Here is a 25,565-nt window from a genome sequence, read left to right as displayed (position 1 = left end):
GCATCATGACGCCGCTTCTCACGCTCGATTTCGCACGACGCGGCGCGCGCAATCCGCGGGCCGGCGTTGCGCTCGCGATCTTCGCCGTGCTTGCGGCGCTCCTTGCGGGCGATGCGCTATGGCATGCCTACCGCGCCAACGAACGGGCACACGACACACTCGCCGCTTTCGTGCATCTTCATGCGCCGGCGCCATCGCGCCACGACAGCGCGGCTTCGACGCCCGCCGCGCGCCAACAGGCGAAGGAGATCAATGCAGTCTTCAGCGAGATCACGGTGCCGTGGCAGGACTTGCTCGCCATCGTCGAAGGGTACCGCGAGCACGATGTCGCTCTCATCGGCATCGATCAGAGCCCGGCGCAAGGGCAAATTCGCATCACGGCCGAAGCGAAGGATTTCGATGCGATGGTCCGGTATCTGAAGTACCTGCAGGGCAGTGCCTTGCTGCGCGAAGCCGTCCTCAACACGCATCTCGTCGAGACCACGACGCCAGGCGTGCCGGTTCGCTTTCAGATCACCGCGATATGGAGAAAGTCATGAGAGCGACTGGGCTCAGCGACCTGGCGCGGACCGTGCGTTTCGAGTTGCGGCGCTCGTTCGGCTGGCCCGGCCTCGCCGGCGCCGCGGTGCTTGCCGTGGCGGCCGCGGCGTCGAGTGCGGTGCCGGCCTTGAACGCCGATACGCGAAGCGTTCGTGAGCGCATCGTGCTTGCGCATGCTGTAAAGGCCGCCCATCCCGAGCATCGAAGGCATGCCGACGATCCGGCTCAGGTGCTTGCCGCATTGCCCGAGCTATTCCCTTCGTTCGCTCAAAACGGCGACGACGTCGCGACGATTCTTGCGCAAGCCCATGCCGCGAATCTGACGCTGGGCTCGGCGCAATATCAGGTCGGCGGCGATCGATCCGGGCCGTTCACGACCTACCAGGTGCTCTTGCCCGTCAAGGATCGCTACGTCTCGATCCGGCGTTTCGTCGCGCTCGTCCTCGACAGCGTCCCCAACGCGGCGCTGCAGGAGATTCACGTCGAACGGCCCGCCGTGAGCGGAGACGTGCTCGAAGCGAGGATCCGCTTCAACCTCATTTATCGCGCGAGCCGATCATGAAGCCGCTATCCGCCGCCCTGTTGGCCGCCAGTGCGGCAATGCTCGCCTGGCTCGGCGCGCGCTATCTGAGCGTGACCGATGCATTCGGCGCGCTCGCCTCGCGCGAGAGCGTATTGAGCGTCGGCGCGGCCAGGCCACACGGCGCAGCGGGGCTCGCGCCGCGCGCGGCTGCACGTCCCCCAACGACTGCGACGGCTTCGAGCGCGCCTGCCAAACGTGGGGCAATTCCTGACGCATCGTCACCGCAAGCGCGAGCCCCCGATGACGATGCCCTCGCGCGTACGGCGCGTCAGAAGCTCGCCGCGTTACGGGCGCGGCTCTCCCCGGAAGCGCAAAACGATCCGTTCAACGTGCAGTCCTGGCTGCCGCCGCCGCCACCGCCGCCCGCGCCGGTGGCCGAAGCGGTGCAGGCGCCGCCGCCCGCGGCGCCGCCGCTGCCGTTCACTTATGTGGGAATGTCAAATGCGAATCAGGCGAAGCCGCAGGTCTTCCTGGCGAATGGCGATCAATTGCTGATCGTCTCGCCGGGCGAGGTAATCGACGGCCGTTACCGGTTCGAATCGATTGCGGCCACGGCGGCCGTGTTTACGTATCTGCCGCTCCGAGAGAAGCAGGTAATGACCATCGAGGGCGAGGGGAACTAAATGAAACCGTCATCGAGACGGGGTGTTGCGCGCGAAGCGGACCGTTGCCACCTGCCCCGGGATTTGAAGTTCGCGCCGCTTGCCTGCGGCGTTGCTTGGGCCGTCGTCTTGTCGCTCGTCGGCGGATGCGCGACCAATATCGACGATTTGCGCACCGCGAGCAAACGCGAGCCGACGAACGCGAAGGCGCAGCTCAAGTATCTCGACGAGCGCGACCATGAGGTCACGGCGCTGCTCGACGAGGCCGACCAGCTCCGCGTCCGGCACGACTACGGCGCGGCGATCCAGAAGCTGCAGGAGGCGTGGAAGCTCGATCCGACGAGCGAGCGCGGCAAGCGGATCGGCTCGGCGATCGAGCTGGATCGGCGCGACGACTTCATCTTGAGCGAAGTCGATCGGATGGTGAAGCGCGGCTCGCTCGATAGCGCCGCTCAGCGGCTCGATCAGGTGCTTGCGGAAAACCCGAATAACGTCGCGGCGCTGCGGCTCTATCGCGAGCTCGCCGAGAAGCGCCGCCAGGCTCGGCTTGCGGCCGACGAGCAAAACGCATCGACGTCGATCATGAAAAAGCCCGTATCGCTGCAGTTTCGCGATGCCAATGTGCGGATGGTGTTCGAGGCGCTCTCGCGCACGACGGGCCTCAACGTCATTTTCGACCGCGATGTGCGTGCCGATCTGAAGACGACGATATTCGTTTCGAACGCCTCGCTCGATGATACGGTCGACATGATCCTCATGCAGAACCAGCTCGAAAAGAAGGTGCTCAACGCGAACACCGTGTTCATCTATCCGGCGACGCCGGCGAAAGAGCAGGAGTACGAAGATCTGAAAGTCCGCACGTTCCAGCTCTCGAATACGGATGCGAAACAGATTCAGACGCTCCTGAAGAGCCTTCTGAAAATCAAGGAGGTCGTAGTCGACGAGCGAGCGAACACGGTAACGATTCGCGCGACGCCGGAGACGATCCGCGTGGCCGAGCGGATGATTGCCGCGCAGGATATTCCGGACCCCGAAGTAATGCTCGAGGTGAAGGTGCTCGAAGTGTCGCGAGATCGGCTGACCGATCTCGGCATCGACTGGCCCAACAGTTTCAGCGCGTCGACGCCGAACTCAGTACAGACGTGGGCCGACCTCCATCATTTGCCGGTCAATGCGCTCGCCGTGAGCGGGCTGTCGGCCACCGCCAACTTCAAGCTGACCGACACCGATGCGAACCTGCTGGCAAGCCCGCGCATTCGCACGCGCAACAAGGAGAAGGCGAAAATCCTCATCGGCGACAAGGTGCCGGTGATTTCGAGCTCCAGCGTGCCGAGCACGAGCGGCCCGGCTTATTCGCAATCGATCCAGTACCTCGACGTGGGCATCAAGCTGGAAGTCGAGCCGCAGGTCTACCGCGACAACGACGTCGGCATGAAGTTGAACCTGGAAGTGAGCAACATCACGAACACGATCTCGAGCAGCAACTCGCAAAGCGGACTCAGCTCGCTCGCTTATCAGATCGGCACGCGCAGCGCGTCGACGAGCTTGAGGATGAAGGACGGCGAGACGCAGATCCTCGGCGGCTTGATTCAGGACGAAGACCGCGACGCGGCCGACAAGGTGCCGGGGCTCGGCCAGCTGCCGGTGCTCGGCAGGCTGTTCTCGAATCACAACGGCGACCACAAGAAGACGGAGATCGTGCTGATGATCACGCCGCACATCATCCGGCCGCAGCTCGCAGCCGATGCCGACACGCGCGAGATGTGGTCGGGCACCGACGAGAAAGTGCGCACGGAGCAGCTGCGGCTCGATCCGCCGAGTGTGGACACGGCTTCCGCGTTGCCCGCGCTTCCCGCTCCTGCTCCCGCAACGGCTTCCGGCGCGGTGCCGGTCGCTGCCGTCGGTTCTGCCGAGGTCGTTGCCGTGACGCCTGGACATGTCGGGGGCGGCAACGCTTTGCCGGGAGCGGACAAAGCGGGCGCTGCGACAAGCGGGGCCGCGACGGTTCCCGTAACGGGCGCGCTCGGCGTTCCGCCTGCGACGCCGCGTACGACGGCGCCGCCCACGATGTTCGGCGGCCGGTTCATGACGTCGGTGCCGCTACCGGCAACGGCGGTTGGCGGCGGCGTGGGGAGCGCAGGGGCGGCGGCAGGTGGCACGGCGGTGGGCGGTGCTGCGGCGGGCGGCGCGACGGCAAATGGGGCGGCCGCGGATCATGCCCAGGCGGCGGGCGCGGGAGGAGCGGGCGGTTCGGCGCCCACGGCCGACACCGCTGCCGCGCACGAGTCGACCGGAGCGGCAACGGCGGGACAGCAGAGCTCAACGGCGCCCGCGCCTCAAGCGGCGGCGTCGACCGCTCCGTCCCCGCCACCGATCATGCCGGCGCAGCCGAGCGACATGGCGAGTGACAACCCGCTGCACGCCATTCCCGTCGACTCGAACTGAGCCATGATGCGACGCGCTGCGCACCCTTGCCCTCGCGGACCTTGCGCGATCGGACGCGTTCGCGGCTTCACGCTCATCGAGCTCGTCATGACGCTCGCGCTCGTGGCGATCGTCGCGCTCGCGGTCGTCCCCTTCGCGGAGCTGAACGTTCAGCGCGACAAGGAGCAGGAACTGCGTGTGTCCCTCCGAGTGATCCGCACGGCGATCGACGCCTACAAGGACGCGAGCGATTCCGGCGCGATCGAGCACCCGCCCGGTGCGTCAGGCTATCCGCCGTCGCTCACGGTGCTCGTCGATGGCGTGAAGGACGCGAAGGATCCGAACGGAGGGCTGATGACGTTTATGCGCCATGTGCCGCGCGACCCGTTCTTCACGGGGGACCCGACGACGCCCGCCGAGGAAACGTGGAATACGCGCGCCTACGGCGTCCCGCCCGAAGGCGCGCAGGGCGGCGACAGCCCGGGCTCGAGCGTGAGCGACGACGACATCTTCGACGTCAGCTCGAAGTCGGACGGCGTCGGGCTCAACGGCATTCCGTACAAAGAATGGTGAGGCCGCTCATGAAGCGCTCGAGCAAACATGTAGTCTGTTCTGGAGGGTTCACGCTGATCGAGCTCGTGGTCGTCATGGCGATCATCGGGCTGCTGCTGACGATCGCATTGCCGCAATACTTTCACAGCATTGAGCGCGGCAAGAGTCAGGTGCAGCAGCAGAACATCTCGGTGATTCGCGATGCCATCGACAAATACTACGGGGACAATGGCCAATACCCGGACACGCTCGATGACCTCGTCGCGAAGCACTATCTGCGCAGTATTCCCGTGGATCCGGTGAGCGGCGGCACGGCCTGGACCGTCATCGCTTCTCCCGACACGTCGAAGAGCGGTGTCTACGACGTGGGGCCGGCAAGCGAGGTGCGCGCCGCCGCGCCGGCACCTTCATCAGCGGCGGCACAGGCAGCGGCGAAATGAAGGCGGGCTTGTCAATCGGCGCGCACGTTCGCGTGAGCGCTTGCGCATCTGGCAGAATCGCTGCTGCGCGCCGAGCCGACGGAACACTCGGCCGGCGCCGACCTCGCGGGCTCGTCATGCTCGCGCTTCTGATCGCTCTTTCGCTTGCATCGATCGCGCTGCTCGCGGGCCTCGACGTCTGGGCGCTCGAAAAGCAGCGGCGCCAGGAGGAGGAGCTGCTGTTCGTCGGCAACCAATATCGGCTCGCGATCCAGCGCTACTACCTCGCGGGCCGGACCTTGCCAGCGACGATCGACGATCTTCTCGAAGACAAGCGCTTTCCCGTTCCGATTCATCATTTGCGGCGAGCCTACCCCGACCCGATGACGGGCAAGACCGACTGGCAGTTCATGCGCGACGGCAACGGCATCTATGGGGTCTATAGCAGCTCCGATCGCGTACCGATCAAGCACGCGAATTTCCCGCGGCTCTTCGCGTTCTTCGACAAGGCGCAGACCTATTCGGACTGGAAGTTCTTCTATCCGCCGCCCGGATGGCGCGGCAATACCGCGGCCGGCGTGCCTTCGGCGCCGTGGTCGCAGTCTTCGTCGATGCCGTTCATCCGCCCACCCGGTAGTCCCCGCCGCTGACTCTGGCTTGCCCTACCTCCGCTGTAGGAGCTTCACCCATGCCGCGTTCCGCATGCGCTAAGCACAATAAGACATGCCGGGGATGAGCGTGATGACAGCACGGTCGCCGAGCGGGACGGAACGATGATCCCGCAGCGGATCGCGCGGAGATGACCAGATTCCAGGAGGTCATATGTTCGCTACTTGCGTGGCGCGCGGCGGGATCGCGATGCTGATGTTGCTGCTGTTCGCGTTGCCCGTTCGCGCGCAATCGTTTCGCGTGCAATGTCCATTTGCCACGATCACCCATCCCGATCCGACCGACACGTCGCATGGCGGGATCAAGTGCCAGCAGATTTCGGGCGGCGACGGCTACTCAACGATGGGCGACGGCGTGCAGACGTACATGTTTTCGTTCGGCCCGCTTTCGGGGCTGGCGAACATTCGCAACGGATTGCCCGGCACTGAGCCGCCCTCGATCTTCAACATGCCGGGCGATCCATACAACGACGCGACGTTCAACGGCGCGGTCGGCCTGACGGCGGACGGCGCCGCTGTCGATCCAACCTCGCCGCCTAACGAGCAACTGATCTCCGGCCATGTCGATCCGCGGCCGATCATGGACATCGGTGTCATGAACGGCAACATCCCCGCGCCGACGATGGCCATCGACGAGGACGACGAGTTCTTCCTCACGCTCACGAACGTCGGCATGATCATGCGGCCCGACTTGTTCGAGCGGCACACCGTCCACTTCCACGGCTACCCGAATGCCTCTTCGTTCTATGACGGTGTGCCCGATGCGTCGGTTGCGATCAACATCGGTGCGAGCTTCACCTACTACTACCTTGCACCCGATGCCGGTACCTACTTCTGGCACTGCCATATCACGCCTCCCGAGCACTTGCAAATGGGCATGGTCGGCCAGATCTTCGTGCGGCCGAGGCAGAATCGCGTGCCGGCAGGGGCTTCGCTTTACCAGGGGCTGCTCGCTCAGCAGCTCGATCCGCGTACCGCCTGCGGCGCGGACATCCACAATCCGCAGCGCGGCGCCGGCACGGACATTCTGTGCTCGACGCCATTGCCGGCGGCGAACAGCGTGCTGCATGCGCTCAACAAGAGCGGCGCGCCGACCCTTTACGCCTACAACGACGGTGATGGCTCGACGGCCTATGACGTCGAGTACCCGATCCAGATTCACGGCTTCGACCCAAACTTCCACTTCATCGGGATGACGTTCAATCCTGAGCCGTTCACCGACATGAAGGATAAGTACTTCCTTTTGAACGGGCGCGGCTATCCGGACACCGTCAATCCGAACCCGCTGACGACGCAAGTCGCCGACGGCACATCGCACTACTCGCAGCCGCTGCCGACGCTCATCAACATCCCGGCTGGCGGCAGGGCGCTGCTGCGGATTTCGGATCTCGACGTCACCGAGTACCAGACACTCGCGTCGCTCGGCATCCCGATGCACGTGATCGGGATCAACGCGAGGCTGTTGCGCGACATGGCCGGCAACGACATGACGTACTTCACGAACTCGATCACGTTGGGGGGCGGAGAGTCGCTCGATCTCATTCTCGACGCGAGCGACACGACGATGTATCCGGTGGGATCGACGTTCTACCTCTACACGCCGAATCTCGATCACCTCGCGAACGACGCCGAGAACTTCGGCGGCCTGATGACCGAGGTCCATATTTGCAACGCCGTCGACCCCACGACGAAGAAGTGCTCTTAGGAGGACTGCCGTGAGCCACATTACATGGAAGACATGGAACGCGAGGCTCGCGCGATTCGTCGCGATCTTCGTCGGCATGCTGTTTTCGGTGGCCGTGCGCGCCGCCGTTCCCGGCGTCGCGGGCCCGACGTTCGATCTGACAGCGGAACAGAACCGCGTGAATCAGCCCGACGGGCAAAGCATCTACTCGTGGGGCTACGGCTGCAATCCGCGCACGACGGTGAACTTCTTGCCGAGCGCGAATCCGCTCGACGGCGCCAACTGCCAGAGCATGCAGGTTCCGGGGCCGACGTTGATCGTGAAACAGGGCGACGTCGTGACGATCACGCTGACGAACAATCTGCCCGCAGCCGCCGGGAATACGTCGATGCTGTTTCCGGGCTTTCAGGTGTGCGCCGCCAAGCTGAATACGGACGGTACGTGTCCGGCTGCGCTGACCGGAGTGCCAGGGCTGCTCACGCGCGAGGCAGTGCATGGCGGAACCGTCACGTACAGCTTCGTCGCCACGACGGCGGGCACGCACGCATATTACAGCGGCACGCAGGGCGATCTGCAAGTCGAGATGGGATTGTACGGTGCGCTCGTCGTACTGCCGGCAAGCGGTGGAACGGCTGTCGTGCCCGCCGGATGCCGGGCCGTGAGCGCCACGCTGCCTGACGGGCAGCCTGACTACCGTGACGCGGCGGCGGCGTACAACCATAGCGAAACTTGTTACGACCGTGAGTATCTCTTCCAGTTCTCGGAGATCGACCCGCGTATTCATCTGCAGGCCGAACAGCAAGCGAACGTCGCCTGCACGCAGCCGACAGGTTGCATGAACATCCAGACCGAGCCCTATCACCCTGCGTACTTCATGATCAACGGCCGCTCGATGCCGGACGACATGGATGCGAACTATGCGCCGGCGTATCCGCACCAGCCCTATAACGGAAACCCGCACATGCATCCGGGCGAACTCGTCTTGTTGCGGATCATCGGCACCGGGCGATGGCAGCACCCGTTCCACGAGCATGGCAATCACGTACGCATCCTCGCGCGCGACGGCAATCTGCTGCTCGCCGCGACCGATCCGACGAAGCTTGCCGGGCCACTGCTCTTCACGACGACGACGACGCCGGGCATCGCGATGGACGGCATCTTCTACTGGACCGGCAAGGGCCTGAACTGGGACGTCTACGGCAATACGACGTCGGGCCCCGGCAGCGTCTACAACGTCCGTCCCACGGACACACTGCATACGAGCTACAACGGCAAGAGCGTCGTCTGTACTCCCGATGCGAACGGCTATTACACAGCCGATCCTCTCGCGCCGAATTACTTCGAGTGGTGCGCCGATCACGACAAGCCGCTGGAAGCGCATCCGTTCGGCACCGTCGCGAGCGGAGGTCCCGTGACGTTGCCCGATCCGAACATCTTCGCTAACGGCGCCTGGTATTCCGGCAGCGCCTACCTCGGGCCCGACGCGCTGATTCGCGCGGTGGGCGCGACGGGCACGACGCCGCCGAGCGGGCTGATCGTGAATCCGCCGACGACGGAAGCGGGCTTCGCCTACATGTGGCATTCGCACAATGAGCGCGAGATCACGACCAACAACATCTTCCCAGGCGGAATGATGATGATGATGCTCGTCGATCCGCAAGCTTTCACGATCAACGAGTCGAACTAGAGAGAGACAAGGGGAACCGCAATGAGAACCGATGTGCTTAAAGCACCGATCATGGGTCTCGCCAGGACGGCGGCAGTAGCGGCTTCTATACTCGCGTTCACGAGTGGGATGGCGCTTGCGCAAAGCGTCAACTTGACGGTGAAGGCCTCGACGGCCAATCTTCCCGACGGTCAGAGCGTGCCGATGTGGGGCTACGTCTGCGGCACGGTGACGGCACCCGCTACTTGCGCGGCGTCGAACGCCAATGCCGGGACTGGATGGTCGCCCGTCGTCATTAGCGTCCCGCCCGGCCCGTTGACGATCAATCTCACCAACAGCCTCCCCGGGCAGGTTCCGACGTCACTCTCGATCATCGGTCAGCTCGGCGGCGGACTCGGAGCGAGCGCCACGTCGACGCCGAGCCCCGCGCATCCGCCGCAGGTCGCGACCTGGCCGATCGCGGGCAGCGCGACGAGCGCCACGGCCGCGAAATTCACACCGCCGGCGCAAGGGCCGCGCGTGCAGTCGTTTTCGACGGAAGTGTCGAACGGTTCGACGACCGCGCTGACATGGAACAACCTGCGGCCCGGCACTTATCTGATCGAATCGGGCACGCATCCGTCAATCCAAGGACCCATGGGGCTCTATGGCGTGCTCGTCGTTCGCACGCCCGCCAACGGAACGACGCAGGCGCAGGCTTATCCGGGCGTCAACTATGACGCTGATGTCCCCTTGCTCTTGAGCGAAATCGACCCGGTGCAAAACGCGGCGGTCGCGAAGGCCGTGGTCACGAACGGCTTCAGCGAGACGAAGGTATGGTCCGGTCAGCCGGGGCAGTGCGGCGATCCGACATCGAGCACGTACGGCACCTGCTATCCGCCCGTCGTCAACTACGACCCGCGCTACTACCTGATCAACGGCGTGTCCTTCGACCGGACCAATGCGGTCCGCTCGCAGTTTTCGGCAGCGGCCCCCGCGGGAACAGGGCAAGTGATGCTGCGCTTCGTCAACGCCGGGTTGCGCATGCACGTACCGTCCGTCGTTGGTGCGCAGACCGTGGCGGGTTTGCCGGCGGGCAGCGCGCCGACCCCGGGTTTTGCGTTGATCGCGGAAGACGGCAACGTGCTTCCCGGCCTTCCGAAGATTCAGAATGAAGTGTTTCTGCCTGCCGGCAAGACGTACGACGTGATGATGAATGCACCGGTCACGGGCGCGGCAGCGTTGCCTGTCTTCGACCGTGAGCTGAGCCTGTCGACGAACAATCAGCGCGACGGCGGAATGCAGGCCTATGTCAGCGTCAACGGTGGCGCTGTACCGACCGCGACGACGGGCGGCGATACGGCCGTCGCGAAGGCCGGTCACTACTATTTCGACATGAACACGCCGCTGACGGTCTCGGACCCGACGAAAGGCGTCATCGGGAGCAACACCGGCATCTACGGCGTCACGTTGCTGACCCAAGCGAAGGGCGGCACGGTGACGTTGAATTCCGATGGGACGTTCACCTACGTGCCGAATGCGGGCACGACGTCGGACAGCTTCGTCTACCAGGCGAACGGCAACGCCGCGATCACGGCCACCGTCACGCTGACCGCCTGCACGACCGCCAACGGCTGCCTCGGCCGCCCGCCGCGCGCAAGCGACCAAAGTTATACGAGCAGCATCGCTTCGACGTTCCATCTGTCATCGCCAGGCGTGCTTGCCTATTCGAGCGATCCTTTGGGCTTGCCGATGACGGCCGTCATGTCCGGCACGGCGCAGGGCGGTACCGTGACGTTGAATGCGGACGGCTCGTTCACCGCGATACCCGCCACCGTGCCGACGGGGACTTCCACGTCGACGGTGCGGTTCCACTACAAGGCCGTCAATTCGCAGAATACGGCGAGCGAGGCCGAGACCGTCACGGTGACGTTCCATGCGGGCAGCGGCTTGCAGGTGGCCGTGCAAGATGCGAACACGGGCACCCCGATTACTGACTATCGCTGGATCATCGAAGAGGATCGCACGTTCTATATCGACCCGGCTTGCCAGGTCAATAGCCGGAACCGGCCGGCAACCTGCCCACCGTTGCCGGTGCCGAGCCTCGGCACGAACTTCCACACGAGTTATATGCCGGTCGTGGCGTCCGGATGTGTCGGCCAGTATGCGTGCGAGTATGGGCAGACAGTCTTCGATCCGACGAGCAACGCGCACGTGCCCGCGGTCTGTGACATAGGCGACGGCGTGTGTCGCACGACGGCGGCGCAGCAGACGCCGGCGAACCCGAGTCAGGTCGTGCTGGACCCGAGGAAGCGCTACTACATCTCGATTTTGCCCGGTGACGCCGGCAATCCGTTCGCGTCAGGCGCCGGTGCACCGGTACCCGTCGACCCGAACAATCCGAGTGGACCGACGCGGCAATTCAGCATCGCGCTCGATTGCCCCTCTGGCCCAAGCGGTGCCGATTTCGCCCCGGGCACCGGCAAGTGCGGGCATGGGATGGGCGGCGCGCCGATCGCGGCGGGGCAGAAGGGCGTCAGCGTCGTACTGCAGCAGACGCCGTTCCAGACGGCCAAAGTCTCAGTGTTCGTATTCGAGGACGATTCGCCGCTCAACGGTGAAGTCGACGTTCACGGCGGCAGTGACAACTTCGGCACCGCTCGCGAGCCCGGCCTCGGCGGCTTCGAAATCAAGTTGTGGGACGATGCGGGCGGCACGGGCGACGCGACCGGACAGATGACCTACGACATGTTCAACATGCCGTTGTCGAACTCTCTGCAGGGCACGATCGATCCGACGACAGGGCTCAACGCATGTCCGATCTCAGCCGCGAGCGACGGCATCGTCGGCATGATCCCGACCTGCCCGAACTACGAGTCCGACGGCAAGACTCCGTCGCCGCTCGCAGGCCAGGCGGTGATCGCGAACCTGATGCCTGGGCGCTACGGCATCGTCGCGACACCGGCCGCGGATCGCATCGCGCGCGGCGAGCAGTGGCTGCAGACGAACACGCTCGACGGTCAGAAGGCGCACGACTCATTCATCAAGATCGGCGGTCCCGCCTACTTCCAGGAGTTCGGCCCCGCAGGCTTCCACGTTTCGATCGGCTTTGCGAATCCGAAGATCATCAACGATCGACTGCCCGGCGTATGCGCGGGCACGACTTGCACGAGCGGCGTGACGGGACGCGTCACGAATCTTCACTACAGCCGGCCGCCCAACGAGAACCTCTACGGCAGCCAATCGCGCAAGCCACTCAGCTTTACGCAGTGCTATGTGAGTCTCGGCTCAACTGACGGCGACGACATCGCTTTCACGAAGTGCAACGAGGACGGCACGTTCAGCTTCAGCGGGCTGCCTGCGGGGACGTGGCGAGTCACGGTCTTCGATCAATGGAACGATCAGATTGTGGATGGGCTCGCGAGCGCATTCACGCTGCAGCCGGGACAGACGCTCAACGTCGGCGACATCGCGGTGCTGCAGTGGCAAACGAACCTTTACACGAGGACATTCCTCGACCTGGCCGGAGACGGCGTCTCGCACGATTCCGATCCGGGCCTGGCGATGGTGCCGATGAACATTCGGTTCCGCGATGGCAGCTACTCGAACCTGGGCGTCACCGACATGAACGGCTACATGTCGTTCAACGAGGTATTCCCGCTCTTCAACTGGTATGTCGCCGAGACTGATACGACACGCTACAAGCAGACCGGCGTGCATGTCGTCTACGACGCCGGTGGGCCACCCGACGGCACGCCCGGCGGCGGCACATCGACGATCGCCGCGAATCTTGCGAATACTAAGGAATCGTCGACGGCTCATTTGCCGACCAACCTGCGAGTGCCCGGCGCCGTCTACTGCGACAACGCCGATTGCAACGGCTTTTCCATCGCCAACGGTCCCGGCAGCAGCACGTCGAACCCCTCGACGGGACGCATCGATCCGCCGTGGGTGACGACGGAGGGCTGGCAGGGATTCTCGGGTCAGGCCGGCTTCATCGAGTTCGGCAAGAAGCCCTTTGCGACCGGAGAGAACGGCGGCATTCGCGGCGAGGTGGTCTACGCGTCGACGCGCGCGTTCGACGACCCGACGCTGACGGTCCATGCAAGGTGGATACCGAATATCCCGCACGTGACGGTCAATCTGTATCAGGAGGGCACAGCCGAGGATGGCACCGCGAGCCTCAAGCTCGTGGATACGACGCAGAGCTCGAGCTGGGACGATTGGGCGCAGGGCTTCCGGTTGAACGGCGTGCCGAACATGAACTGCCCGGGTCAGGAGACGAACGATCCGTTCTTCTTCACGTTGAAGAACTCGCCGACGACGCTCAATCCGAATCATCCGTTACCGCACAACTCGCAGTTCAAGTGCTATGACGGCATGCACGTGTTCAACCAACTGCAGCCGGCGCCGTACGACGGGATGTACCAGTTCCCGAGCGTGACGGCACGCAATCCGTCGACCGGGCTGCCGATCGGCACGAACTGCAAGATTTGCGTCAGGAATCCGACCGGCGACGGGACGTGGATGCTGCCGGCCGGAAAGTACGTAGTGGAGGTAATCGTACCGCCCGGCTACGAGCTGATGAAAGAGGAGGACAAGAATATTCTCATCGGCGACAACTTCATCGCCCCGGTGACGCAGGAGTTCGCTGCCTTGTCGAACATTTTCATCCTGCCCGACCAAGCCGCGGTGAACAGCGCCTACAACAAGAACAACGCACAGAACCCGACGACCAATCTCGGATCGGTTACGTACCCACGCGAGGAAGGCGATACGGGCACGACCGAAACGTATTGGCCTTGCGTCGGCGAGCTGCGCATCGTTCCCGACTACCTGAGCCTCTTCCCCGAGGCGCAGGAAGTCTCGCCGTTCGCGGGCGCGTCGCGCCACCTCTGCGATCGCAAGGAGATCACGCTGACCGATCAGATAACGGCCGAAGCGAAGTTCTATCTGTTCAGCTCGACGCACGTCTCCTCGCATTACACGGGTTTCATGCTCGACGACTTCTCGTCCGAATTCGATCCGTACTCGCCGCAGTTCGGCGAGAAATTTGCGGTGCCGAACGTTCCTGTCTCAATCAAGGATTTCGCGGGCAACGAGATCGAGCGCGTCTATTCCGACCAGTGGGGCATCTTTAACGGACTCACTTATTCGACTTGGGAGGTCAACCCGCCGAATCCGACGGGCTATGCGCCGACGATGATGGTGGCCTGCATGAACGATCCCGATATGCCTGATCCGGCCCATCCGGGCAAGACAATTCGCGATCCGCTTTACAACCCCGGATACAGCCAGTTCTGCTACGAGATCCCGTTCATGCCCGGGCAAACGCAATACATGGACACGCCCGTCGTCCCCGTGCAGGCCTTCGCGGATGGCTACAATCCGCCCGATTGCGCCTATCCCGACGCCACGCCGGCCGTATCGACGGTGACGGGAGACAGCCTGCCCGGCGGAGGGAGCGGACCTTGGGTGAGCGCTGCCGGCAATACCGTGACGATCAATGCGCTCGGCGATCAGCAGGTGCCCAACAACGGCTACACCGGGCCTCAGGCGACGACGGCGCCGTTCAACGAGAAGTTCATCAAACGGCACTATGGCTTCGGCACTCGCGGAACCGGCAGCAAAGTGACGATCGGCGGGCAGGCAGCGACGATCGTGTCGTGGAGCGATACGCAGATCAAGGTGCAGGTGCCCGCGCTCACGGCGGCGCAATCGAGCTGCACCGTGCCGCAGCTCGGGTTGCCCGCGGGCACGCCGCAGGCACTTTGCGGGGAGCTCGTGATCACGGCGGCGAACGGCAAGCAATCGATCGACGCCGTGACGGTCACCATCGGCGGCAAGACGCCGACCTACGTGAACGGCGAGAACGCGACGAACAACGCGATCCAAGCCGCGCTCGACAACGCGAGCCCCGGCGACATGGTCATCGTCGGCCCCGGCAACTATCAGGAGATGCTGCTGATGTGGAAGCCCGTGCGGCTACAGGGTGTCGGTGCGCCTTCCGTCGTCGTGAATGCAAACACGCACCCGTCGGGCAAGATGGATCCGTGGCGCAGGCAGACGGCGTGCCTCTTCGGTGTCGCACTCAACGGCGCGATGATCTCTTCGACGAATCCGTATGACCCGAGCGGCGCCTATAGCTGCCCGGCGGCGATGCAGCGCCAGGTCGATCCGATTCCGTTCGAGCCGATCGTCGGCTGGGATTCGACGTTGAATGGTGACCTCGCCGAGTTGCTGATGGAGCCGACGTTGATGGGCGCCTACGAAGGGGCCGGCATCACGGTGCTCGCGAAGGGGGTGCGCGACGTGCCTGTCAACGGCGCGCTGCAACCCGATCCGAACTGCACGGCGAACGGTATCTGCACGCCGCTCACGAATAGCGCGGCCGATTGCAGCACGTACCCGAGCAACTTCCTTTGCAATCCTTCGAGCATCGACGGCATGACGTTTTCGAACAGCTCGCAGGGCGGTGGCGGGATCTTCCTGCACGGATGGGACCACAACATGCAAGTCGCCAACAACCGCGTGCAGGCCAACGCGGGGACGCTCACCGGCGGCATCACGATCGGCCAAGTCGAGGTGCCCGACGCGACGATTGCCGCGGATGGTGTGACGGAGGTTCCGTTCGGCTACAACCAGAACGTCAATGTCCATCACAATTCGGTGACATCGAACGCTGCGTATGGCGACGAGATCAATTCGACCACGCCGGCATCGGCGGGCGGCGTGACGTTCTGCACGGGCGCCGACTACTACCACTTCAACTACAACTGGGTCTGCGGCAACATCAGCAGCGGCGACGGTGGAGGTCTCGCGCACTTCGGCTTCAGCTACAACGGCGACATTTCGCACAACTGGGTGCTCTTCAACCAGAGCAACAACCCGACCTTGCCGACCTACGGGGGCGGGATCGTCGCGATGGGCGTGCCGCCGGACGGGACCTTCTGCGAGAACTCGACCGTCGACGTCGACTGCGCGCCGCAACTCACCGATGGTGCCGGGCCGGGGCTCGTCATCGACAGCAACCTGCTGATCGGCAATACGGCTGAAAGCGGCAAGGGCGGCGGGCTGAGGCTGCAGTTGATCAACGGCACCGACGTGCAGCGCAGCCCGAGCGATCCGAGCAAGTGGTACTCGGTCAAGGTGACGAACAACATCATCGGCGACAACGTCGCGGGTTGGGCTGGCGGTGGCGTGTCGCTGCAAGATGCCGTGAACGTATCGTTCATCAACAACACGGTCGTCTCGAACGATGCCACGGCCTCCTCGGGTGTGCTGTTCAACACCGATGGCGCGACTCAGGCCAACGTCGGGCCGCCGAACTGCACCACCGTCGGTGGCGAAACGACGTGCCAGCCGATCACGACGTCGACGAACCAGCCCGCGGGACTGGAGACGGCGCCCCACACGGCGAACCTCGTCACGGCCTTCGCCGGTGCGAGCGGGGCATGCCCGGCGGGCGTGTCGAATTGCACGCAGGTCTCGAGCCCCGTGATCGCGAACAACATCTTCTGGCAAAACCGTACGTTCCATATCACCGTGGGAGGACTCAACGCCGGTATCCAAGGCTTGCAGAACATCGTGACGCTGAACCCGACGCTGAACCAGGCCGGGCATCCGACGGGCTACTGCCCGGCGGGCGCGGTGTACTGGGACATCGGCGTGGCCGGCGACACGGCGGCAAGCAATCACGGCTCGGGCTTCACGCTGAGTCCGACGTACTCGATCCTGACGGACGCGACCGACTACACGGGCCAGAACAACGTCGGAGGCAATCCGGCGGTGGTCAGCCAATACTGCAACGGTTCGCGCATGCCGCCGGAGGCGGGCGGGAACGGCATTCAGGTGCCGCCGGGCATCGCCGATGCCGTGCTGCCGAACCCGCTGTTCAGCCTGCAGCCGTCGGCCACGCCCGATGAAGGCAACAACTGGATCAATCTGCAGTATGGGCCTATCTCGCTTTTCAACGAGGCGCTCGTGGCAGGCCGGCCGGGGTACAACGTGCCGCTCGGCAACTATGCGATCCAGTCGAATTCGCCTGCGATCGGCAGCGCGACGGCGCAAGGCGCTCCGGCCTATGACTTCTTCGGCAATCCGCGCACGCCGCGGAAAAACGGGCAGGTCGACATCGGAGCGGTGGAGTACGTCAGCACGCCGACGCTGGGTGGTCTGCTGGCCGGCATGCCGTTCCTGCCGCTGCCCGTCGGCGGTAGCCAGAACGGCACGATCGGGCTCGCCCGCTCGCATGGCGTGAGCTTTACGGGGACGCCGCGATGAGATCGGCCTCGCGAACGGAAGCAGGCTCCGGCGGCGGTAACGGCGAGCGCCGCCGGAGGTCGATGCGTGAGTGTGCCGATTTCGCGGCTGTCGCCGTGATTTGGGGATTCGCCGCATTCTGTGTCGCAATCGGGGGCGCGAAGGCTGCAGCGCCGCCGAGCGCTTCGATAGCGGCGAAGAAAGAGTCCCCCTATTTCCCGGCAAGGGCGACCGCCCGGGCACTGGAGTTCTATGCAGCGTCCGGGGGAATCGCCGAGCCGCACGTGCAGCTGACGGCATCGGGCAATCTGGTTCGCTTCAGCTATCGGGTGGTGGACGCGTCGGCCGCAAAACTGCTCGTCGATCGACACGCCACGCCGTACTTGTTCGCGCCGCGCACTCACGCGCTGCTGCACGTGCCGGAAATGGAGCAAATCGGCCCGTTGCGGCAGACGGGCGAGGCCGAAGTCGGCAAGGCCTATTGGATGGTGTTTTCGAACAAAGGCAATCTCGTGAAGGCCGGGGATCGCGTAAGTGTGATCGTCGGCACATATCACGTCGACGGCTTGATGGTCCAATGAGCGTTCGAGCACGAGCAATCGGTTCGGACGAGAAGCAGGTAAAGCATGGAGGGGGATGCGATCATGACGCGATTACTATGGCTTGAGATCGGGCTCGTGGGCTGTGTCGCGGCCACGACGCTTTCGGCGACGACAGCGACGGCGGCTGCCGCGGCATCGACGACGGCGGCCGCGAAGGTGGCGAAAGCGGTGAAGCCAGCGGCTGCGGATAGATCCGGACAGGCGATCTCGCTGCCTTCGCTCGGCGCGGAGCAGATCGTCGAGCGAAGCATCGCCGCAAGTGGCGGATTGCAGGCCTGGCGCGCGACCAACACGATGGTGATGTCCGGGCAGATCGAGGTCGGCGGCAAGCATAACGTGACGTTGCCGTTCACGATGACGATGAAGCGGCCGAAGAAGAGCCGCTTCGAGGTGCGCTTCGACGGCCAGACTGCGTTTCAAGTCTATGACGGTGCCGAAGGATGGAAAGTGCGACCTTTCCTTGGCCGCGATGAAGTCGATCCTTACACGCCGGCCGAGGTCAAGCAGGCGGCAGAAGCCTCGGAGCTCGACGGCTTGCTCGTTGACCACGCGCAAAAAGGCACCAAGATCGCGCTTGCGGGCACCGAAAAAGTCGAAGGCCATGGTGCGTACAAGCTTAAGCTCACGTTGAAGGACGGTACGCAGCGAATGATGTGGGTCGATGCGACGAGCTTTCTGCAGCTCAAGGTCGAGGGTGATGCACGCAAGCTCGACGGCCGGATGCATCCCGTCTTTGTCTTCCTTCGCGACTACCGGAACGAAGGAGGCCTCAAGGTGCCGCATGTCATCGAGACAGCGGTGCAGGGCGTCAAGCAAACGCACAAGATGACGATCGAGCATGTAGCGGTGAATGCGGCCGTCGACGACGCCCTCTTCGCCAAGCCCACGCTGGCGATGGCGAAGGCCGCCGCGCAAACGCACTAGTGCGGGGAGCGCGATCATGAAACGAATCGCACTCTTGGGGGTGGCGCTCGCCTTATCGGTGACGGTGGCGGCGTGTGCGGGTTCCGACGAAGGGGGCTCGGCGAGCCTCGGCGTGGAGCAGATCGTCGCAAAGAACGCGGCGGCACGCGGCGGCGCGGATGCGTGGCGCAAGATCGATACGATGGTCTGGATCGGGCGCGTGGACACGAGCAACGGCGGCATGCCGGCTCGATTCGTGCTCGCCATGAAGCGGCCCAACAAGACACGCTTCGAAATCGTGTCGATGAACCGGATGGCGTTGCGCGTCTTCGACGGGACTCACGGATGGAAGCTGCGGCCAATGCGGCGCGGCGAAGAGGGCAGCATGCAGCCCTACGATGCACAGGAGCTCCGGTTCGCGCACGACGAGCAGGTCATCGACGGGCCACTCATCGACCACGCGGAAAAGGGCATTCAAGTGAAGCTCGGCGGCGTGGACGAGATTGAAGGGCACAAGGCTTACCGGCTCGAGCTGCGCCTACCTTCCGGCGCGACGCCGCGCGTCTGGGTCGACGCGAGCTCGTTTCTCGAGGTCAAGTCCGAGCACGAGAGCCACACACCGCTCGGATCCGGTTCGCCCGTTGATGTCTACTACCGGGAGTACCACACCGTCGAGGGCGTGAAGCTTCCCGTGGTGATCGAAAGCGGCCCCGCTTCCGCGCCGCCGGCGGACCGACTTACGATTGAAAAGGTCGAAGTCAATCCGATGATTGACGACAAGATGTTCGCGCGTCCGCTCGTTGCTTCACCGCGCAACCATTCGATCGAATTGCCTCCTGTCGGTGCTGTTCCTGCGCTGCCGGGCAGCGCGCCGGGCCGCTAGTCAAATGGAGACCGAGCGGCTCGCACGCGCGGCGCATGCCTCGATCGGCTTGATCGCGTCGATGGCGATCGCGCTGCTGCCGCTCATCGGAATCGCGGCAAGTGCGTCAGAACTGGCGGACAAGAATGGCGCATTCTCCATCATGCGGCCACGGCCGATAGAAGATCCGGGACAAGCCATATTCCGCGAAGGCCGACTCCCTTCAGGCGCGCCGCTCGAAGCAGTACGCGAAGGCGGCATGCACGTCGAAGGCGCTGCGGCGGCATGCATGAATTGCCATCGGCGGAGCGGCTTCGGTTCGAAGTCGGGGCTTACGTCGATTCCGCCGATCACGGGCCGATACCTGTTGCATCCGCGGGCGCAAACGGTCCAAGACCTCGACATTCCTTTCGTCGAGACGATGCGATTCGACCGCGATCCGTACACGGATGCGGCCATCGCGCGGGCGGTTCGCGACGGAATCGATTCGCAGGGACACGCATTGAGTTATCTGATGCCGCGCTTCGAGCTGAACGACGCCGATATGGCGTCGCTCATCGGCTATCTGAAGCGGCTCGACCATCATCGCGTGCCCGGCGTCGAGGACACGGTCCTCCATTTCGCGACGGTCGTGACGCCCGATGCCGACCCGGTGAAGCGTGACGGCATGCTGGACGTCATGAAGCATTACTTCGAGGACAAAAACGCGTTTCCGTTGGGTGCCACGCCGCCGCTGCGCACGTCGCGCAAGATGATGTTCATGGTCAACCGGCGCTGGGCGCTGCATGTCTGGACGCTGACAGGACCTGCTTCGACTTGGAAGGCTCAACTTGAGCAGCACATGGCGGCCGAGCCCGTGTTCGCGATCGTATCAGGCATCGGCGGAAAGAACTGGGCGCCGGTGCAGGCGTTCTGCGAGGAAGCCGAGGTGCCGTGTTTGTTTCCGAACGTCGAGGTACCTGGCGATAGCGGGGCGAATTTCTATCCGGTCTTCTTTTCACGCGGCGTTCGGCTCGAGGCCGACCTCATGGCAAAGAGGATCGCCGGCGCTCAGGGTGGCCATCGGTTCGAACGCGTCGTCCAGCTTTATCGCGCCGGAGACAACGGCGAAGCGGGTGCGCAAGCGCTCGCGACGGCGTTGCGGCGCGAAGGCATCGACGTGACGAGCCATGCGCTCGGGCCCGCCGAGTCCGTTGCAGCGGCGCTGCGCGCAACCACCAGCGACGACGCGCTCGTGCTCTGGCTGCGTCCCGCCGATATCGCGCGGCTCGGCGATCGCCCGCGTGCGAGCACCGTCTTCATCTCGGGCCTCATGGCCGGCCTCGAGAATGCGCCTTTGCCCGCCGGCTGGAGATCGGTGACGGAAATGGCTTATCCGTTCGATCTGCCGGAAAAGCGCCGCTGGCGGCTCGATTTCGCGCTCGGCTGGTTTTCGATACGGCATATTCCCGTCGTCGATCTGCAGGTGCAAGCGGACACGTACCTGGCATGCGGGATCCTCGCCGAGACGTTGAGCCACATGACCGATGCATTCGTGCGCGACTACCTCGTCGAGCGGATCGAGGACATGCTCGAGCATCGCCTCGTGACGGGTTACTACCCGAGGCTGACCCTTGCGCCGGGGCAGCGCTTCGCATCGAAGGGCGGATATTTCGTGCGATTTGCGGACCCGCGTGGAACGCGCATTGTCGCCGACGGCAATTGGCTCGTGCCTTAGCTGTGCCTTAGCGCACGCCGCGGCGGGCAGCACGATCGGGTCAGCCACGGCCGCGGCTGAGTACCGTTCCAACCCGCCATCCGCTGAGATGGTCGACCCCATGCATCGATGGGGAAGGTACCCCATGCCGCGCCGACGTGCCCCTGCCGACAATGAAAGGGTGGGCCGGTGTCGAAAAACTTCAGGACTCCCGACGAACGATCGGAGTTCTGACCGGCCGCTTGGCGAGCTATTCAGGAGTCCAAACCATGAACACGTTCAGAAAGGTGGCGGCCCGTGCGGCCGTCGTGGCCGCCGCCGCTGCCGCTGCTTGCGCGGCCATTCCGTTGGCCATTGCGCACCAAGACGCCGACGGGCAGATGATGCATATGCATCATGAAATGACGCGCGATGTGAAAACTTCGAGCGTCGCGTACAACGTGCCGCCGATCACGCTCGTGCGTGCCGACGGGCGGCCGATCGACCTGAAGAGCGAGCTCGACGACGGCCGCGCAGTCGTCATGACGTTCATTTACACCACCTGCACATCGATCTGCCCCGTCATCTCGCAGACGTTCGAGCAATTGCAGGACAAGCTCGGACCCCAGCTTTCCCACGTTCATCTCGTCTCGATCACGATCGATCCCGAGAACGACACGCCGGCGCGCCTGCGCGAATATGCGGCGAAGTTCGGCGCGGGGCCCGAATGGCAGTACTACACGGGCACCGTCGATGCCACCATCGCGGCGCAGAAGGCCTTCAACGTCTATCGAGACGACAAGATGGACCACAATCCGGTCGTCTTCGTGCGCGCGGCGCCGGGCCAGCCGTGGTTGCGCGTCGACGGCTTCGCAACGGCTGACGAGTTGCTGCACTCGTATCGGCAACTCGTCGCGTCGAATTGACATCGAGGCCGATCGGCGGCAATGCGAGGCGCGAGATGTTCTTGCCGACCGCAAGCGCCGGAGCCGTCGCGTCGCTGGTCGTGTCGCTCGCCTGGCCGGGTGCGTCGTGCGCGCAGGTGTTTGGCGCCGTCCGCCCAAGCGGGCTCGTGGTGCTGACCAACATCCCGAAGGAAACGAGCGAAACGGGCTTGAAGGTCATCGTCGCGGGCCCGCCCGGCGTGCCGGACGGCAACGCCGCCGTGGCATCGGGGACAGCACCGGGAGAGGGCGGCGGGAACGATGACGTCGATACGTCGCGATTCGCCGAAATCATCGCGGAAGCCGGTCGCAGGTGGAACGTGCGTCCCGAGTTGCTGCGGGCCGTCATCGCCGTCGAATCGAAGTTCAATCCGCTCGCGGTTTCGAAGCGCGGCGCGCGCGGCCTGATGCAGCTCATGCCGGAGACGGCGAAGCGCTTTGCGGCAGGCAATCTCTTCGATCCGCGCGTCAATGTCCTGGCGGGCGCCCAGTACCTTCGCGCATTGCTCGACCTGTTCGACGACAATGTCGAGCTCGCCGTCGCCGCCTACAACGCCGGTGAGCAGTCCGTCATCAGAGCCGGCTATCGAATCCCGACGAACCCCGAGACGAAAGCGTACGTGCCCGCGGTCATGGCGCGCTATCGGCGCTTGATCGCGGGCCTTTGATGGACTCGATCCCGCTTCAGCGGTAGGACGCTATCGGCGCGTGCGAGATCGCCGCGATAGCGGCTGGCCGCAAGCGCCCGTAACGACGGCACGGCAATGCCGGCCGTCAGTATAAAAAGAGCGCCCGCCGGGGGACGAGGCGCCAAGAAACCGATGAGTTCGAGGTAGACGTGCATGACGGAGTGAGGTTCGAGCCGCTCATTGAGCCGCGGCTGATTTTGCTTCCTGCGTCGGTGCGACGCCATCCGCTGGAAACGCCTCGACGAAGGCGGCCACGGCCCGCATGTCATCGTCGGACATGTTTGCGCATACCGCTTTCATGAGCTCGCCGCGCGGCCTGTCGGTCGTGCCTTGAAAGACTCGCAATTGCTTGAACACGTAGTCGGCATGCTGCCCGCCGAGCCGGGGGAATTTATCCAGGCCTTCGCCATGCTGGCCGTGACACGCGACACATGCCGCGACGCCCTTCGCGGGCAGTCCCGAAAGGTAAATCTCCCGGCCCGCATTCATGAGCGCCGAGTCGGCGGGCTCGCCGACGACAGCCGGTTGACTCGAGAAATAGGTGGCGATGTCGCCGATCTGCGCATCGGTCAGATGCGTGAAGCCCCACATGAATCGCTTCGCGTTCGGGTCGGAGCGAGCATGCGTCTTGAAGTCCGTCAGTTGCGCGACGAGGTATTCGCGCGGCTGGCCCGCGAGCTTCGGAAAAGCGGGCGAGACCGAAACGCCCTTCAGGCCGTGGCAGTTCGAGCACACCTGCAACGCGATCGTCTTGCCGGGGACGGACGCGTCGCCGACATCGCGCGAGCGCTCCAGATCATGACAGCCCGAGCCGCCGATCAGCATCGCCAACGATATGACTTGCGCCCAGGCTTTCATGTCTTCGACTCCCCGACGCATCGCGCGTCGCGCTTGCATTCGACGCTTCCGTTCTCGCCGGCATTCGTTCGTCGCGCGAGAGCGTCGGCACATCCGATCGCGACACCCGACGGGTATCGTCCACGCCTCATCACCAAATAGCGGCCCATAGGTAGAAAAACAGCGTGTCGTTGTCTGACGCGTTGCGTCCGGTGCCGTCGTAATTCGCCTTCGATCCGAGGTATTTCGTGAAATGCGTGTACTGCACGCCGATCCGCACGTACTGATAAGGAATCCAGAACAGTTCCGGCATCCAGCCTTGAGTGTTCGGGTGGATGTTCGCGCTGCTGGCGTAGGTCACGCTGTCGGCGCTGCCGGTCACATTGAAGAAGGACAGGCTCACGCCATACTTCGCCTGGTAGATGTAGGAGGCCTTGAGGCGCAAGGACCCGAGATTGGCCGACTGACTATCGCCGAACACGAAGTTTTGCGCGTCGCCGACGTTCTCCTTGATGTACCGCGCCTGCGCGGTGATCGTATGCGGCTCGAGCAGGTACTGATACTGCGCGTCCAGTCCGACGTCGCGATAGCGCGTGACGCCTTGCGCGAAGATCGGGATCGAGTCGCCGTCGTTCGGATAGACGTTGGCGATGAGGCCAAACGTGCCGAACATGACGTTGTGCGGGCCCCATTCATGGGTCAAGGCGAGACGCCAGTACGGGTTGTAGCCGCGCAGGTAGGTCTGCGGGTGGTTCGGATCGCCCGGCTTGTTGCCTTTGCTGAGAAACGACCAGATGCCATCCGCTGTACTGTATGCGGTCAGCTCGGCATAGAGCAGCTTGTTCCAGTAAAGATAGGCGCCCGTGCCCACCACTTGCTGCGCGAGCCCTCCTTCGATCAGCGGAAGGAACTGCGGAGACGCGACGTTGCTGACCGGTGACGAAATATACGGGTAGCTCCACGCGGGCGCCGTATTCCAAACATCCTGCACGGTCGGATTGTTGTGTACGGTCAAGCCGAGGATGACGTCGTTCGCCGCGCCGATGAACCGGTCGGCGAACCGGAAGTCGGTGTTGTCCGAGCCCCAATGTCCGATCCACTTGCCGTCGCCGTTCTGGTGATCGTAGTTGGTGTAGGTGTATTGCGCGAACGCGCCGATCTTGTCGGTGATCTTGCCGCCGAGAAAGATGCTGGCGGCGTCCCAGACGAAATTTCCGTCCTTGGGCGAGATCGGATTCCCATTGACGTCTTTGTTGTTGCGCGTTTTGGTAAAGTCCGCCGTCCCCATGAACGCAAGCGGAATCGTGCGCTCGCCGGCCGTATAGCCTGTCAGCTTGAACATGCGGCCGTACGGCGTGAGCTCGGGGAACTGGCCGCCCGCGTGGCAGGCGACGCAGTTTTGTCCCGTCTGGCGCGCGAAGATCGGCAGCGCGTGGGCCGGAATGGCCCGCCAGAGGCAAAGCATCGCGAGACTGGCGAGTGTAACGTAGTGCATCAGACGATGAAACGCGTGCGAGCCCGCGAAGACCGTGGCCATGACCCACCCCCCCTCCAACGTCGGGATCAGCTCGTTGCGATCATCACTGCAACGCCATCACGCCGCGTGCTTCTGTTGCATCCGAAGACGATGAGCGGGAACGAAACGATGCTCGCCGCAAGCTAGAACGGTCGAGA

Annotated in this window: 18 protein-coding genes; 16 read left to right on the top strand and 2 right to left on the bottom strand. The window is 64.0% G+C overall.

Annotated elements, in window-relative coordinates:
• Positions 1-5: 5 nt before the first annotated feature.
• The 16 genes from B0G57_RS03160 (at position 6) to B0G57_RS03085 (ending at position 23,033) form a co-directional block, all read left to right on the top strand.
• The gene (locus tag B0G57_RS03160) at positions 6-539 is read left to right on the top strand and encodes a PilN domain-containing protein (protein WP_018439144.1); all 534 of its coding nucleotides are present in this window, start codon (positions 6-8) and stop codon (positions 537-539) included.
• Positions 536-1,102 (top strand): hypothetical protein, encoded by a 567-nt coding sequence (locus tag B0G57_RS03155; RefSeq protein ID WP_018439143.1) that lies wholly within the window; start codon positions 536-538, stop codon positions 1,100-1,102. Before B0G57_RS03160 ends, B0G57_RS03155 begins: the two co-directional genes overlap by 4 nt.
• Complete coding sequence (locus B0G57_RS03150) at positions 1,099-1,746, top strand: hypothetical protein (protein WP_018439142.1); 648 nt, start codon at positions 1,099-1,101, stop codon at positions 1,744-1,746. The genes B0G57_RS03155 and B0G57_RS03150 overlap by 4 nt, the downstream gene beginning before the upstream one ends.
• Positions 1,747-4,170, top strand: a complete 2,424-nt coding sequence (locus B0G57_RS03145) for a type IV pilus secretin PilQ (protein WP_018439141.1) — start codon at positions 1,747-1,749, stop codon at positions 4,168-4,170. It abuts the gene before it with no gap.
• Between the two features lie 3 nt (positions 4,171-4,173).
• Complete coding sequence (locus tag B0G57_RS03140) at positions 4,174-4,722, top strand: type II secretion system protein (protein WP_018439140.1); 549 nt, start codon at positions 4,174-4,176, stop codon at positions 4,720-4,722.
• 8 nt (positions 4,723-4,730) lie between these two features.
• Positions 4,731-5,141 carry a type IV pilin protein gene (locus tag B0G57_RS03135; protein WP_035468209.1) on the top strand — a complete coding sequence of 137 codons (411 nt, stop codon included), beginning with the start codon at positions 4,731-4,733 and terminating at the stop codon, positions 5,139-5,141.
• A gap of 116 nt (positions 5,142-5,257) precedes the next feature.
• Positions 5,258-5,770 (top strand): type II secretion system protein, encoded by a 513-nt coding sequence (locus B0G57_RS03130; RefSeq protein WP_223258682.1) that lies wholly within the window; start codon positions 5,258-5,260, stop codon positions 5,768-5,770.
• A 259-nt stretch (positions 5,771-6,029) separates the two neighbouring features.
• On the top strand, positions 6,030-7,493 hold the full coding sequence (locus B0G57_RS03125; protein WP_399277621.1) for a multicopper oxidase domain-containing protein: 1,464 nt from the start codon (positions 6,030-6,032) through the stop codon (positions 7,491-7,493).
• Positions 7,494-7,503: 10 nt separating this feature from the next.
• The gene (locus B0G57_RS03120) at positions 7,504-9,159 is read left to right on the top strand and encodes a multicopper oxidase domain-containing protein (RefSeq protein ID WP_018439136.1); all 1,656 of its coding nucleotides are present in this window, start codon (positions 7,504-7,506) and stop codon (positions 9,157-9,159) included.
• 21 nt (positions 9,160-9,180) lie between these two features.
• Entirely contained in the window at positions 9,181-17,400 is an 8,220-nt protein-coding gene (locus B0G57_RS03115) for a choice-of-anchor Q domain-containing protein (protein ID WP_026229383.1), read from the top strand.
• Between the two features lie 62 nt (positions 17,401-17,462).
• On the top strand, positions 17,463-17,960 hold the full coding sequence (locus B0G57_RS03110) for a hypothetical protein (protein WP_035468206.1): 498 nt from the start codon (positions 17,463-17,465) through the stop codon (positions 17,958-17,960).
• A 63-nt stretch (positions 17,961-18,023) separates the two neighbouring features.
• Positions 18,024-18,905, top strand: coding sequence for a LolA-like protein (locus tag B0G57_RS03105; protein ID WP_026229381.1), 882 nt, complete (start codon positions 18,024-18,026; stop codon positions 18,903-18,905).
• Positions 18,906-18,921: 16 nt separating this feature from the next.
• Complete coding sequence (locus tag B0G57_RS03100) at positions 18,922-19,767, top strand: LolA-like protein (protein WP_026229380.1); 846 nt, start codon at positions 18,922-18,924, stop codon at positions 19,765-19,767.
• A gap of 4 nt (positions 19,768-19,771) precedes the next feature.
• Complete coding sequence (locus B0G57_RS03095) at positions 19,772-21,463, top strand: type 1 periplasmic-binding domain-containing protein (protein WP_399277616.1); 1,692 nt, start codon at positions 19,772-19,774, stop codon at positions 21,461-21,463.
• A gap of 248 nt (positions 21,464-21,711) precedes the next feature.
• Complete coding sequence (locus B0G57_RS03090; protein WP_018439130.1) at positions 21,712-22,347, top strand: SCO family protein; 636 nt, start codon at positions 21,712-21,714, stop codon at positions 22,345-22,347.
• A gap of 35 nt (positions 22,348-22,382) precedes the next feature.
• The gene (locus B0G57_RS03085; protein ID WP_026229378.1) at positions 22,383-23,033 is read left to right on the top strand and encodes a lytic transglycosylase domain-containing protein; all 651 of its coding nucleotides are present in this window, start codon (positions 22,383-22,385) and stop codon (positions 23,031-23,033) included.
• A gap of 198 nt (positions 23,034-23,231) precedes the next feature.
• Here B0G57_RS03085 and B0G57_RS03075 read toward each other — a convergent pair whose 3' ends face one another.
• Complete coding sequence (locus tag B0G57_RS03075; RefSeq protein ID WP_035468202.1) at positions 23,232-23,912, bottom strand: c-type cytochrome; 681 nt, start codon at positions 23,910-23,912, stop codon at positions 23,232-23,234.
• Between the two features lie 130 nt (positions 23,913-24,042).
• Positions 24,043-25,428: a hypothetical protein gene (locus B0G57_RS03070; RefSeq protein ID WP_018439126.1), complete on the bottom strand. Its 1,386-nt coding sequence runs from the start codon at positions 25,426-25,428 to the stop codon at positions 24,043-24,045.
• Between the last annotated feature and the right edge of the window lie 137 nt (positions 25,429-25,565).

Source organism: Trinickia symbiotica, assembly GCF_002934455.1.
Taxonomy (GTDB): domain Bacteria; phylum Pseudomonadota; class Gammaproteobacteria; order Burkholderiales; family Burkholderiaceae; genus Trinickia; species Trinickia symbiotica.
Note: the sequence above shows the minus strand (reverse complement) of the source record. Positions and strands in the feature narration are given on the sequence as shown.

Coding starts and splice junctions, on each gene's coding strand:
- B0G57_RS03160 (WP_018439144.1), top strand. CDS start 6: ATGACGCCGCTTCTCACGCTCGATTTCGCACGACGCGGCGCGCGCAAT.
- B0G57_RS03155 (WP_018439143.1), top strand. CDS start 536: ATGAGAGCGACTGGGCTCAGCGACCTGGCGCGGACCGTGCGTTTCGAG.
- B0G57_RS03150 (WP_018439142.1), top strand. CDS start 1,099: ATGAAGCCGCTATCCGCCGCCCTGTTGGCCGCCAGTGCGGCAATGCTC.
- B0G57_RS03145 (WP_018439141.1), top strand. CDS start 1,747: ATGAAACCGTCATCGAGACGGGGTGTTGCGCGCGAAGCGGACCGTTGC.
- B0G57_RS03140 (WP_018439140.1), top strand. CDS start 4,174: ATGATGCGACGCGCTGCGCACCCTTGCCCTCGCGGACCTTGCGCGATC.
- B0G57_RS03135 (WP_035468209.1), top strand. CDS start 4,731: ATGAAGCGCTCGAGCAAACATGTAGTCTGTTCTGGAGGGTTCACGCTG.
- B0G57_RS03130 (WP_223258682.1), top strand. CDS start 5,258: ATGCTCGCGCTTCTGATCGCTCTTTCGCTTGCATCGATCGCGCTGCTC.
- B0G57_RS03115 (WP_026229383.1), top strand. CDS start 9,181: ATGAGAACCGATGTGCTTAAAGCACCGATCATGGGTCTCGCCAGGACG.
- B0G57_RS03110 (WP_035468206.1), top strand. CDS start 17,463: ATGCGTGAGTGTGCCGATTTCGCGGCTGTCGCCGTGATTTGGGGATTC.
- B0G57_RS03105 (WP_026229381.1), top strand. CDS start 18,024: ATGACGCGATTACTATGGCTTGAGATCGGGCTCGTGGGCTGTGTCGCG.
- B0G57_RS03100 (WP_026229380.1), top strand. CDS start 18,922: ATGAAACGAATCGCACTCTTGGGGGTGGCGCTCGCCTTATCGGTGACG.
- B0G57_RS03095 (WP_399277616.1), top strand. CDS start 19,772: ATGGAGACCGAGCGGCTCGCACGCGCGGCGCATGCCTCGATCGGCTTG.
- B0G57_RS03090 (WP_018439130.1), top strand. CDS start 21,712: ATGAACACGTTCAGAAAGGTGGCGGCCCGTGCGGCCGTCGTGGCCGCC.
- B0G57_RS03085 (WP_026229378.1), top strand. CDS start 22,383: ATGTTCTTGCCGACCGCAAGCGCCGGAGCCGTCGCGTCGCTGGTCGTG.
- B0G57_RS03075 (WP_035468202.1), bottom strand. CDS start 23,912: ATGAAAGCCTGGGCGCAAGTCATATCGTTGGCGATGCTGATCGGCGGC.
- B0G57_RS03070 (WP_018439126.1), bottom strand. CDS start 25,428: ATGGCCACGGTCTTCGCGGGCTCGCACGCGTTTCATCGTCTGATGCAC.